Raw genomic sequence first — 14283 nt, forward strand, 5'->3', positions numbered from 1 at the left:
ATATGTTTGCCGAAAATACTTTAGTAATTCATGTTGCGCAACCGGGATTACTTTAAACCGTCCCGTAATAGAATTTCAGAATCAGTGTATAAAGGAAAGTTTCAATAGAAATAAGATAAAATGAAAATCAAACAGACATTATTTTTAGGACTTATATTGCTTTGTTCTCTTGGAACCTTAGCTCAGTATCGATTTAAAAATCCCGATTTGCCAATCGGCGTACGTGTCGATGATTTAGTGAGTCAGCTCACTCTTGAAGAAAAAATCGGACAAATGGTGAATAACGCTCCGGCAATTGAACGACTGGGTATTCCGGCGTACAATTGGTGGAACGAATGCTTGCATGGAGTTGCACGAAGTCCATACCGGGTTACTTCTTTTCCACAGGCAATTGCGATGGCAGCTACCTGGGATATTCATTCGGTAAAGAAAATGGCAGATTATGCTTCGGATGAAGGACGTGCTATTTTTCATGACTCGGCCCGAAAGAGAAATCCCGGAATTTTCAAAGGCCTGACATACTGGAGTCCTAATATTAATATTTTCAGAGACCCCAGATGGGGAAGAGGACAGGAAACCTATGGCGAAGATCCTTTTCTTACCGGGGCAATTGGTGCTGCTTTTGTTAAGGGAATACAGGGCGACGATCCGAATTACCTGAAGGCATCGGCCTGTGCCAAACATTATGCCGTTCACAATGGACCTGAGTGGAACCGCCATACGTACAATGCCGAGGTTAGTGACTTTGATTTATGGGATACCTACCTCGTGGCTTTTCGGGAACTGGTTGTAAATGCGAAAGTTACAGGTGTAATGTGCGCCTACAATGCGTTTTACGGCGAACCCTGTTGCGGTAACGATTTACTTATGACGGATATACTGAGAAAAGATTGGGGATTTGATGGTTACGTTACCTCTGACTGCGGCGCCATTGAAGATTTTTTCAGAACGCATAAAACACACGACGACGCAGCCGATGCAGCTGCCAATGCCGTTTTAAGCGGAACCGACTGCGAATGTTCTCACAATCCGGCATACCTCGAACTGTTTGATGCTATTGATGCAGGTGATATTGCAGAAAAAGATATTGATATTTCGTTAAAACGACTTTTTAAAATCAGGTTCCGTTTGGGAATGTTCGATCCCGACGAAAGAGTGCCTTATGCCAATATCCCGCTATCAGTGCTGGAAAGCGATGAGCACAAAGAACATGCATTAAAAATGGCTCAGGAATCGATCGTTTTACTTAAAAATGAAGATGATTTGTTACCGCTCAACAAAGGTAAAATTAAAAAGATAGCTGTTGTTGGCCCGAATGCTGACAGCGAAGATGTTTTACTGGCCAATTATTACGGATACCCATCGGAAGTTACCACCTTTTTAGAGGGAGTGAAAGATAAGGCCGGAAAGGATATCGAAGTTGTTTATGAGAAAGGATGTAACCTGGTTGATAATCTGGTGTTTACTTCTGAATATAATAGCAAACTATTTACTTCTGAAGGGCAATATGGATTTAAAGCTGAGTATTTCCAGAATTTGAACTGGGAAGGAGAGCCTGCATTAACGCGCCTGGAGAAGAGACCTGATTACAAATGGGGAGATGGACAAGAAGTTGGAGATAACGTTATTGCCAGTCGAATGACCGCGCGCTGGTCAACTGTATTTATGCCGGAACAAACAGATGAATATTGTTTTAATGTGCCTGCCGACGATATGGCCGAATTGTACATCGATGGTGTAAAACAAAATAAAGTGAGCGAATTATACCCTTATTACATTTTGCAGGCCGAGAAAGGGAAAACATATGAGATCATCATTCGTTACCGACAGTTTGCCGACAATGCCGAAATATTTTTCGATTTGGGCACTCTGAAAAAAACAACTCCTGAAGATGTTGTATCAGTTGTAAAAGATGCTGACGTTATTTTGTTTGCCGGCGGAATTTCATCAAGAATCGAAGGGGAAGAAATGCCGGTTGAAATTGAAGGATTTAAAAAGGGCGACCGTACTTCCATTGCTCTTCCTGCTGTTCAGCTGGATTTGCTAAAAGAACTTCAGGCTACCGGAAAACCGGTTGTATTTGTTTTGATGATAGGTAGTGCCATCGGGTTGGAATGGGAATCAAACAACATTCCGGCAATTGTGAATGCCTGGTATGGCGGGCAGGCTGCCGGTACCGCAATAGCTGATGTAATTTTTGGAGATTATAATCCGGCAGGACGTCTTCCGGTTACTTTCTACAAAAATGTGGATGACCTGGGCGATTTTGAAGATTATAGCATGGCCAACCGAACATACCGCTATTTCTTGGGAACACCGGTTTATCCTTTCGGATATGGTTTAAGTTATACCAGTTTTAAATATTCTGATCTGCGGATTCAAACGGCAAATAAGGAGAACGACGCTACAGCAACGGTAGAAGTTACCGTTAAAAATACGGGTAAAGTTGCTGGAGACGAGGTGGTTCAATTGTATGTGCGTGACCAAACAAGCGGTATAATAACCCCCATAAAAGCGTTGAAGGGTTTTGAGCGCATTTCGCTGGATAAAGGAGAAATTAAAACGGTTAAATTCAATTTGGATAAACAGACCATAACAACGTGGCACCACGATTCGGATCAGGCTGCAGAACACAATAATTTTATGATTATGGTTGGAGGTTCATCCGATGACATTAAGCTAACTGGAAAGTTAAGTTTTGCAGGGAAATAGTAATAAGATTGTTGATGGATTATCACGAAATAGAAGTAAAAAAAAATCAGAAAAAGACTTAGGAAAAGTAACTAAACGTTGAGTTGGAAATTATGAAATTGATTTTAGGATATATAATCTTGTTGGTGTTTATTGTAGGGTGTGGAACGAAAAATCAGGATGGAAGCGATATGTCGCGGAAGGGTTTTTCGAAAAGTTATCCTGCTTCGTATACTGACTGGGCCAACGGTTTTTTGGCCGGAAATGGTAAAATGGGTGTTATCGTATTCGGTAACCCGTTGGAAGAAACAATTATTTATAACGATCGCGATTTCTTTATGGCTGCCACACACGAGCGCAGCTTTAATAAAGTGAGTAGAGAAGACCTCGACAAAATCAGGGAATATTGTGTTCAGGAGAAATGGAAAGAAGCCAACGATCTGGCGAATGAAGTTCATGGCTGGAAGAATGGTGGCGAAGGAGATAAACATCCTGGTTTTAAAATGACGATTGACATTCCTGGGGATGGAGATGTTCAGGATTATATGCGCACTTGTGATTTTCGAACAGGTGAGATCACTGTAACCTGGAGAGATAACCGTGGAACATGGGAGCGCAAAACATTTGTGTCGCGCAAAGACGACGTTGTAGTTCAGTACCTTACTGCACCAGACAACGGAACAATAAGCTGTGAAATTAAATTAGACGATGATCCGGGAATGAATTTTCCCGGTGATATGAAATTCACAAGTACAGCAACAACCGACGGTTTAAATATTCGTGCGGTTTATCCTAATCCCGACAAAACGAACAATGCAGGTTACGAGGGAGTTACCCGTGTAGAGACTGACGGTGGAACAAAAACTGTAGTTGGAAATGTCCTTAAAATTGAAGGTGCAAAGTCAGTTACCATGTTAACCCGCTCGAAACGATACTTCAGCGACTGCACAGAAAATTGGGACCAAGAGCTTATTCAGTCTGATCTGAAGGAACTTCCAATAGATTATAATCAACTGTTGAAAGGTCAGATTGAAACACATCAGGCCATTTACGATCGGGTGAAAATCGATTTCAATGCCAGCGAAGCAGAACGGAAACTTCCAAATGAAAAATTATTACAGATGCAGCGTGAATCGCAAAAGCCGGTACTGGCACTTTGGGAACGAATTTTCGATTCAGGCCGTTATTTATACCTGTCGTCAAGTAGTGATTATGCTGCGCCCGACTTATTGGGTATTTGGACCGGAGACTGTAATGTTGGCTGGAGTGGTTACTACCACCTCGATGCCAACCTGAATCTTCAGATTGCCGCAGGTAATATTGGTAATATGCCGGAAGCAATGGAAGGATATTTCACACTAATGGAACGTTTAAGCGAAGGTTTCCGTGTAAATGCCGACAAACTATTAGGATGTCGTGGTCTGCTGGGTGGAGGAAATACCGCCGGGCTGAATGGTTTAATATCAGCGCTCAATTATTATTATCCTTATCAATATGTTACCGGAGAGATGGGTTGGCTTTTGTATCCGTTTTCGGAGCATTACCTGATTACCGGCGATGTTGAGTTTTTGCGTGAACGCCTGTACCCGATGTTGAGGGAAATGGCTGATTTCTACGAAGATTTTCTTGTTGAAACAGATAAAAACGGTAAATACATTTTTGCAGGTTCTATTTCTCCGGAGACCAGACCCGCGGGAGTCGAGCTATCACTTGTAAATAACTCATCTTTTGATATTGCCGGAGCCAAGTTTTGTTTGAAAACATTAATTGATGCGAGTAATATTCTTGAGATTAATCAGGGAAAAGACGGTGTTGAAAAATGGCAGGGCATGTTAGATAAAATGCCTCCGTATTTGATAAACGAAGAAGGTGCTTTTAAAGAATGGGCCTGGCCGGGTCTTGGAGAAACATACGGGCACCGCCACTCAAGTCTTTTACTGGCAGCTTGGCCAATGTACGAGATTACTCCGGAAGCCACACCTGAACTTTACAAAGCTGCCCGGTTTGCATTGTCGAAAAAAGATGAGCACAGATTTGAAGATGCAGGGCATGGATTATTGCAGGCTGCACTACATGCCTGTAAATTAAAATACGGTGAATCAGTTGGTGATAAACTGATGCGTTTAACCAGTGAAGATTTCTACTTTAATTCGTTAAGTTCAGCGCACTATGTAAATAATCGCGTGTTCTGTACCGATGTTTGTAATTCTGTTCCGGCAGTTATGATTGAGATGTTGGTAGGTTCAAGTGCCGATATGCTAGAGTTGTTGCCGGCATTGCCTTCCTATCTTGCAAAAGGTGAAATTTCAGGAATAAAAGCACTTAACAGGGTTACTGTTGAAAATATGAAATGGGATCTTGAAAAGGGTACTGTAGAATGTATTCTGAAATCAGATATCGATCAAACAGTTACTTTAATCGAACGTCAGGGAATTAACAACTTGGATACCAAAGCGAAAGTTCAGGAATCCAAAATTGGCAACATTGCCCGCGAAATCACGCTTAAAGCAGGAACAAGCACTCCGCTTAAACTTAGCGTAGGTAAAGCAGGCTTGAAAAACGTGGCACTTCATCGTGCGGTTTACCAATCAAGTGCTTTGAATTATGATAATACCGGACATTTGGTAACTGATGGAATCATTTCATCAAGTAAAAAAGAAGGAAATACCTGGGCTAAGTATGGCGATTCTCCTTCTGGTGAAGAGGTTAAATGTGCTTTCGATAATGATCCAAAAACAAAATTCCTGAGTTTTCATTCAGAAGGTTGGGTGCAATATCGATTTAGTGAGGACAGAGCTTATGCCGTTAATAAATATATCATTACATCCGGTAACGACGATCCTCTGCGCGATCCGCAGGATTGGACTTTCGAAGCTTCAAACGATGGAAAGAATTGGACCGTTCTTGATACCCGCAGTGGGATAAAGTTTAACGAACGTCTGGAAAATCAGAAATTCAAAATAGATAATACTAAAAAATTCAAGTTTTATCGTTTTGATGTTTCTAAAAATAATGGCTCAGACAAGTTGCAGTTTTCCGAAGTTGGTTTGTACACTAACGATTTTAACTGTATCGAAACTATTGGTTTTGCAAGTGTTTGGAAAGCTGATGCATCTCAACCACAATGGTTAAAAATCGACTTGGGCGTTTCCTGTAAAATCAGTAATGTGAGGTTATTCTGGGATGCCGGATATGCAAAAGATTACAAGATTGAGGTTTCTGAAAACGGAGAAGACTGGAAAGAAGTATTCTCGACGACTATCGGAAACGGACGATTTGATGATATTAATTTCCCTGAAGTTTCAGCACATTATGTGCGTATGTATGCAACCCGATGCAGTACGGGAGAGGGCTACTCACTTACCGAATTTGAGGTATATGGTGAAGGTGGTGCTGCTGTAACTGCTAAACCACAACCGGCTATTCAGGAAGATGGAAAATTGTTTTTAACCGGTGGCAACTGGAAACTCCAACGTGCACCTGAGGTTAAAGAAACCGGTGAGGAAATATCAAAATCTGGATACGACAGCGACTCATGGCAAATTGCTACCGTTCCGGGAACTGCCTTGGTGAGCTATTTGAATAACGGGGCTATTCCTGATCCTAATTTTGGCGATCAGCAGCTCCAGATTTCTGATGCCTATTTTACAGTCGATTACTGGTATCGCAATACATTTACCATTCCTTCATCATACCGCGGAAAACGTGTCTGGTTGAACTTTAATGGCATCAACTGGAAAGCTGATGTGTATGTAAATGGCAACAACGTTGGAAAAATTGAAGGCGCTTTTATCAAAGGGATGTTTGATATTAGTAAGTATGTGAAAGCTGGCGAAGAATGTAATCTTGCCGTATTTATTCATAAAAATGATACTCCCGGAAATGTGACGGTTCAAACCCTGCAAAGCGCAGGAGGAAACGGAGGTGTTCTTGGTGCTGATAACCCGACTATTCACGCAAGTATTGGTTGGGACTGGGTGCCAACTATCCGTGGCCGTAACGTTGGTATTCAGGACGATGTTTTCCTTTCGGCATCTGGCGATGTAACCATTCAATACCCGTTTATCAAAACAACACTTCCGTTGCCTGATACGACATCGGCAACATTGGATATTGAAGTTGAACTGAAAAACAATTCAGACCAAAAAGTAGCTGGTGTTTTAAAAGGATCAATGGACTCGGGTGATATTACCTTCAGCAAAGAGGTTGAAGTTGAAGGCAACAAAGTATCAGTTTTAAAATTCACAAAAGATGAGTTTGCACAATTGGTATTGAAGAATCCAAAACTTTGGTGGCCGAATGGTTATGGTCAGCAAAATATGCACAAAATGACCTTCTCCTTCGAGGTGGATGGAAAAGAATCAGACGTACTGGTTACTCCTTTCGGTATCCGCCAGGTTACCACCACCACCGACGATATGCTTTCAATTTATGTGAATGGCCGCCGTATAACCATGAAAGGTGGAAACTGGGGCTTAAGCGAATCGATGATGCGCCTTGATGCACAAGGTTATGATGACCGTGTGCGCATGCACAAAGAAGAGAACTTTACGATGATCCGCAACTGGGTGGGAATGACAGGTGATGAAGCATTTTACGATGCCTGCGACAAATATGGTGTAATGATCTGGGACGACTTCTGGTTGGCCAACCCGGGTGATGGGCCAAATCCTGATGATCCTGATATGTTTATGGAAAATGCGCTGTACAAAGTGAAACATTTTCGCAATCACCCGGCCATTGCCTTGTACTGTGGCCGTAACGAAGGAAACCCACCGGCAACCTTATTTGATAAATTAGTTGAGTTAACTGCAACTTACGATGATACCCGTCCTTATATTCCACACTCGGCTGATAAACTGGTTAGTGGTTGGGGACCTTACAGTGTTCAACATCCTCGTTGGTACATGGGGCGTCATAACCGCAAGCTTCACTCAGAAATGGGTATGCCAAACGTTCCGACTTTTGAAAGTATCAAAGCGATGTTGCCGGAAGAAAACCTGTGGCCCATTAACGAAATGTGGGGTATCCACGATTACTGTAACAGTGTTCAGGGCTGTAACCGCTTCACTGATGCTGTGAATAATAACTATGGTGAGGCAACAGGAATCGAAGATTTCTGTCGTAAAGCGCAAATGGTGAACATGGAAAACCACAAGGCGATGTTCGAGGCAATTGCCAATGTCCGCAGTAATGGCTTGCTCATGTGGATGAGCCAGTCGGCATGGCCGTCAATGGTGTGGCAAACATACGACTACTACCTGGAGCAAAATGCCGGTTTCTTCGGATGTAAAAAAGCTTGTGAACCGCTGCATATATTGTGGGACAACTCTACCAACGATATCAAGGTTACCAACAATAGCAATAAGAGTTATAAAAATCTGACAGCTGAGGCAAAGATTTACAACCTCGACGGGACAGAGAAATCTTCAAAATCGGTAACCATTGATTCCAATATTGATGATGTAACTGAATGTTTTAAGCTGGAAATTCCATCCGATATCTCGGCGACCTATTTTGTTAAGTTAAAATTGATGGACGGCGATAAAGTGCTTTCAGATAACTTCTATTGGTTTGGTAAGAAATACCAGGATCACACAGCACTTTCAGAAATGAACGATGTGACATTGAAAGGTGAAGCATCGGTTGAAACAAAAGGAGACAGCCAGTTTATGACTGTTGAGTTTAGTAACCCAGGTAAAGATGTTGCCTTGACTGTTCGTGCCAAGTTATTGACAAGCCCATCGGACGAGCGCGTATTGCCTGCATTTTACAGCGACAATTACTTCTCGTTATTACCGGGCGAGTCAAAAACCATAACCATTGAATACCGCACAGAATGTCTGCTTGGTGGTAAGCCAAAGTTGATGGTTGAAGGATGGAACATTGTTCCTGCGGAGGTTGAAATAAAGTAAGCGCATTATGATGATTAGAAAAAATGTATTTGGCCTTTTAATCACGATCATTTGCTTGACTATGAGTGCAAATGTCAGGGGACAGTATAACTACAACCATGTTTTTAACCCGATGAAAGGGTTTGTCGATGTAACGGAAAAACCTTTGCGCGATGAGCTTATTTTAAATGGGAAATGGCAGTTTATGCCTGTGTTTGAAAAGGATATCGAAAAGTTTATTAAGCCGGATAATTTTAACTGGGAGAATGTTCCGTTAAAGGTTCCATCGCCCTGGAATGTAAACTCCTTTGCGGAGCGCGATGGTGGCGATTTTCTTGCTTACCCTTCATACCCTCAAAAGTGGGAAGAAGCTCAAATGGGTTGGATGAAAAAGGATTTTGAGCTTCCTGAAGCCTGGGCTGATAAATTGGTAAAGCTTCATTTTGAGGCGATCGCAGGTTTTGCGAAGATTTATGTAAATGGCGAGTTGGCCGGTGAGAACCTTGATATCTTTTTCCCGACAGAGTTGGATATCACCAGCTTGCTTAAACCAGGGAAAAATGAAATACTGGTTGGTGTAGCAAAAGCCAGTCTGACCGATGATCAGGGGAAATATGGTCGGCGTAATTATGTGGCAGGTTCATTTTGGGGACAACATATCGCGGGTATCTGGCAGGATGTTTCGTTGATTGCTGTTCCCGAACTTCATATCGCCAATGTTTTTGTACAACCTGATGTTTCCAACGATCTGTTGAATTTTGAGGTAACTATTCAGAACAACTCAGATAAAGAACAAAACATTCAACTGGATGCATCTGTCAAAGAATGGTTTAAAGAGAAAACCGAAGATATAAATCTTGCTCCGGTACAAAACGGAATATTGAAAGACGAAGTTCTTCAAATTGCAAGTAATGATAAAGTTAAAATAGCAGCCAGAGAATCAGTAATTGTCAAGATTTCAGCCAAAGTAGAAGGCAAATTGAATTACTGGACACCGGAAACACCTAACCTTTATGGTTCAGTTATTTCACTTAAAACCGGTAAAAAGAAAATAGCAGACACAAAATACACACGCTTTGGCTGGCGCCAGTTTACTATTGATGGAACCCACTTTTTGCTAAATGGAGAACGCATTGTTTTAAAAGGCGATTCCTGGCATTTTATGGGAATCCCGCAAATGACTCGCCGATATGCCTGGGCCTGGTTTCAAATGCTAAAAGATGCCAACGCCAATGCAGTTCGTTTACATGCGCAGCCTTATCCGTCGTTTTACCTCGAAGTGGCAGATGAAATGGGAATTTGCGTGTTAGACGAAACCGGTATATGGTCAAGTGACGGCGGGCCTAAAATGGATTCGGATGCTTATTGGGAGTATTGCAAAGAGCATGTGAAAAGTCTGGTAATACGCGACCGTAATCATGCTTCCGTATTTGGCTGGAGTGTTTGTAACGAGACGCTTCCCGTTGCGATTCATGTTTTCCACGCACCTGAAAGCATTGTACAGCGCCAGGTTGACGAGATCAATAATTGGGTAGCTATCGTTAAGGAAAATGATCCAACCCGCGACTGGATTTCTGGAGATGGTGAAGATATGCGCCCGACTGATTTACCAACAGTTATCGGGCATTACGGCGATGAAAACTCGATGAAAAACTGGTCGTCTCAAGGCAAACCATGGGGAGTTGGAGAAACCGGAATGGGTTACTACGGAACACCAAAACAAATCTCGGCAGTAAACGGAAACCGCGCTTATGAATCACAATTAGGACGTATGGAAGGTTTAGCGACAGAAGCCTACGATTTAATAGGAAAACAACTGGGCTACGATGCATCTTACGCCAGTGTTTTCAATATTATCTGGTATGGTTTAAAACCACTTCCGTTTGGTTTAAAAGATACATCAAGGCCTTCAGTTCCTGAGGATGGTATATTCTTCCCCGAGTTTCAGGAAGGGATTCCCGGAATGCAACCTGAAGGTTTGGGGCCGTATACAAGCACCGTTAACCCGGGGTATGATCCAGCTTTGCCTTTGTATGAACCGTGGCCAATGTTTACCGCCATTCAGGCAATTAATGCGGAACCACAACAACCATTCAAAATTGAAGAAAAGAACACGCTGGGAGATATGCAGGCCTCATCTGAAAAAATAGAACAGGTTGGAATCATTAGTGAAGAAAATAGTGACTTAAAAGAATACCTGGTCAATATGGGAGTTCCTTTTGTTGATTTGAATGCATCACAAGAAGCAACTTGTGGCCTTTTAATCATCGATGGGCGAACAGCTGTGTTGGGTACAGAAGACCAGCAAATCATAAAAAGCGCAATTGAGTCAGGAGCAAAAATATTGGTTTGGGGAGTTGCCGCAAAGAATCTTTCGGGTTTGAATGAAGTGTTGCCTTACTCAATCAAACTTACCGATCGTGAAACAACTTCGTTCATATTAAAATCAGCTGATCCGATGTTGGCAGAACTGGGAAATAAAGACTTTTATTTTACCGAGCTTACTCGCAGGCCTGTTATGACAGCCGGATTAAGCGGCGAATTCGTGAAAAACGGAACCGTTCTGGTTGAAGCCTGTAATACTGACTGGAGAAGATGGAATTCTCGTCCTGAATACCTCAAAACCGCGGCAGTTTATCGCAGCGAAGAGGAAGCCAAACCGGAAGGTGCGGCTATCGTAAAAGCTACGTCTGATAACACTGATTTTTATGTAAGTAGTATTGATTTGTTACAACTCAAATCGGAGGGAGAGGGGCTGTTCAAAAGTCTTTTAACCAACCTCGGAGTGCAGTTGGAAGAAGTACCTGTAAATAGTTTGCATGCTTTGTCGGCCGGCGGTGAACTGGAGCGGGCATTAGTTCTTGGTCTGGAAGCAGGCTATGAGAAAATGACGAACGATCAGTTTACTGATCAGCTAGAAAAGAACGGTGCATCTGAAATGGTGCAGACCAGCGCAGAAGGTTTCCTTGAATTTGGCAGGAAAGAAGAAGCTGCAATCAGTTTCTGGGTTTATAGTCCCCGTTCGATGGTTGACCTGTTAGTGGAGCCGGATATGCCGAAACTGGATTTGAGGGTAGAAGGCAATCAGGAAGCAAGCATTTTTGTAAACGGAAAATCTTTTGCTGCTGCCTCAGGTACTCAGAGGCTTGAGAACCTTCCGCTTGAAAAAGGTTGGAACCATCTTTTCGTAAAACTAAAAAGACAGGAAGGCAAAAGAGACTGGCGGACAAAAATAAAGCTTGAATCGAATAAGGAAGAGTTTTTAAGGGAGATGAATTCTTCTGTAGGACAATAAACCTTTGCAAAAATTGAATTAAAAGAACTAAAGTGTTTAATCGTAAATATCCTTGAAATATGAGATATCTAATAAAAAGTTTTTTTCTGAGTTTGTTTATTGCTGTTTTGATCAGTTTAGGACAATCATCGGTTGCCAATGACTTAAAGAAAGGAAAACTAAAGGACAAAGATCATATTGTCATTACCGGAGAATGTGCGGACAATAGCCAGTTCGATTATCCTTTTCAAAACCCTGATCTTTCGTTTGAAGAACGGGTAAATGATTTAGTTGGCAGATTAACGCTTGAGGAGAAAATTGGTCAGATGATGCACAATGCTCCGGCGATAGACCGCTTGGGAATTTCAAGGTATAATTGGTGGAACGAATGTTTGCATGGAGTAGGCAGATCCGGAATTAACGTAACTGTTTTTCCTCAGGCAATTGGAATGGCGGCTACTTTTGATGATGAGGCGCTTCTTAAAATGGCTGCAATAACGTCGGATGAGGCACGTGCTATTCACCATGAATCGAACAGGACAGGACAGGAGGGGCAACAATATCGCGGACTTACATTTTGGACTCCCAATATTAATATTTTTCGTGACCCAAGATGGGGGCGTGGACAAGAAACTTATGGTGAAGATCCATACCTGACAACACAAATGGGAAAAGCCATGGTACGCGGATTGCAAGGAGATGACCCTAACTATTTAAAGGTTTCTGCCTGTGCAAAGCATTTTGCCGTACATAGTGGTCCGGAACCTGGGAGGAATAAATTTGATGTTGCTGTTAATACTTGCGAACTATGGGATACTTACCTGCCAGCATTTGAAGCTTTGGTTACTGAAGCAAATGTGTCGTCTGTGATGTGTGCTTACAACCGATACGACGGACAACCATGTTGCGGAAACGATTTATTAATGATGGATATTCTACGTAATCAATGGGAGTTTGATGGTTACGTCACGTCGGATTGTGGTGCAATAAATGATTTTTTTGCCAATCACAAAACACATCCAAATCCGGCAAGTGCCGCTGCCGATGCAGTACTTCATGGGACTGATTTGGAGTGTGGAGGTGTTTACCGGAATCTTGCAGAGGCGGTTAAAAACAAGCAGATTACTGAAGATGAAATTGATGTATCGGTGAAGCGTTTGTTTATGACAAGGATGAAATTGGGAATGTTTGATCCTGAAGGTATTGCTCCTTATTCTGATATTCCGATGAGCGTTGTTGAGTCGAAAGGCAACAAAGAACATGCTTTGAAAATGGCGAGAGAGTCGATGGTGCTACTTCGTAACAATAAAAAATTTCTTCCCCTTTCACCCAAAATTAAAAAAGTGCTTGTAATGGGGCCAAATGCAAATAACGAGGAAATTTTACTTGGAAATTACAACGGAGTTCCATCTGAAACCATAACTCCTTTCGAGGCTATTAAAGCAAAGAATCAGATTGAAGTTTCTTATGTACAGGGAACATCTTATGTAAATGAAGATAAAGATATGGAAGCTGAGGCTTTGGCATCCATCAAAAATGCCGATTTGGTAATTTTTGTTGGAGGGATTTCTCCAAGGCTTGAAGGAGAAGAAGGAGACGCGGGCAAAGATGGTTTGGATGGATTTATTGGCGGCGATCGTACAAACATTGCATTGCCTGCAATTCAAACCGAAATGATGAAAAAAGTGAAAGCTGCCGGGAAACCACTGGTTTTTGTCTGTATGTCGGGAAGTGCCATTGGTTTTGAATGGGAAGCACAAAATGCCGACGCAATTATTCAGGCCTGGTACGGGGGACAGTCAGCGGGAACTGCTGTTGCTGATGTGATTTTTGGCGATTATAATCCTGCCGGACGTTTGCCACTTACTTTCTACCGCAATTTAAACGATTTGCCTCCAATCGAAGATTATTCGATGACAAACAGTACCTATCGCTACTACAACGGCGAAGTACTTTATCCTTTTGGTTTTGGATTGAGCTATACTGATTTTGACTACAAATGGGGAAGCAAACCAAAATCAATTTATACTGAAAACGAGACGATTTCTTTTTCTGTAAAAATTAGGAACGCTGGTAAGCTGGACGGAGATGAAGTGGTTCAGGCTTACATAAAATATCCTGAAGAAATAGGATTGCCAAAAGAGGAGTTACGGGAATTCAAAAGATTGAACCTTCGTGTTGGTGACGAGAAGGAAGTAACAATGACTATTTCTGTGAACGATCTGAAAAAATGGAATGAAGTTCATAACGAAAAAGAGTTGATAAAGGGGGAGTATTCTTTATTTATTGGAGGAAATTCAGCCGACAGCCAACTTAGTTTCGATTTTAAGGTAGCGAATTAACATGAATACAGTAACGAATTATTCTTAAAATATCGGTATTGGTTTTATGGAACCACAAGTGAATGAAATCGGCAAAACAATA

Annotated in this window: 4 protein-coding genes; all 4 read left to right on the top strand. The window is 42.0% G+C overall.

Features of this window, described 5'->3' with window-relative positions; translation table 11 throughout:
- Positions 1-120 precede the first annotated feature (120 nt).
- The 4 genes from BMW53_RS04535 to BMW53_RS04550 all read left to right on the top strand — a co-directional run bounded on the left by BMW53_RS04535 (position 121) and on the right by BMW53_RS04550 (position 14201).
- Complete coding sequence (locus BMW53_RS04535; protein ID WP_038560411.1) at positions 121-2712, top strand: glycoside hydrolase family 3 C-terminal domain-containing protein; 2592 nt, start codon at positions 121-123, stop codon at positions 2710-2712.
- A 92-nt stretch (positions 2713-2804) separates the two neighbouring features.
- Positions 2805-8606, top strand: coding sequence for a glycosyl hydrolase family 95 catalytic domain-containing protein (locus BMW53_RS04540; RefSeq protein ID WP_051567924.1), 5802 nt, complete (start codon positions 2805-2807; stop codon positions 8604-8606).
- Positions 8607-8613: 7 nt separating this feature from the next.
- A complete protein-coding gene (locus tag BMW53_RS04545; protein ID WP_081804867.1) occupies positions 8614-11880 on the top strand; it encodes a glycoside hydrolase family 2 protein in 3267 nt (1088 codons plus the stop codon).
- Positions 11881-11939: 59 nt separating this feature from the next.
- Positions 11940-14201, top strand: coding sequence for a glycoside hydrolase family 3 C-terminal domain-containing protein (locus tag BMW53_RS04550; RefSeq protein WP_081804868.1), 2262 nt, complete (start codon positions 11940-11942; stop codon positions 14199-14201).
- Positions 14202-14283: the final 82 nt, after the last annotated feature.

Source organism: Draconibacterium orientale (assembly GCF_900111425.1).
Classification (GTDB): Bacteria; Bacteroidota; Bacteroidia; order Bacteroidales; family Prolixibacteraceae; genus Draconibacterium; species Draconibacterium orientale.

Excerpts from the sequence above, each read along its gene's own strand:
- BMW53_RS04535 (WP_038560411.1), top strand. The coding sequence starts at position 121 with ATGAAAATCAAACAGACATTATTTTTAGGACTTATATTGCTTTGTTCT.
- BMW53_RS04540 (WP_051567924.1), top strand. The coding sequence starts at position 2,805 with ATGAAATTGATTTTAGGATATATAATCTTGTTGGTGTTTATTGTAGGG.
- BMW53_RS04545 (WP_081804867.1), top strand. The coding sequence starts at position 8,614 with ATGATGATTAGAAAAAATGTATTTGGCCTTTTAATCACGATCATTTGC.
- BMW53_RS04550 (WP_081804868.1), top strand. The coding sequence starts at position 11,940 with ATGAGATATCTAATAAAAAGTTTTTTTCTGAGTTTGTTTATTGCTGTT.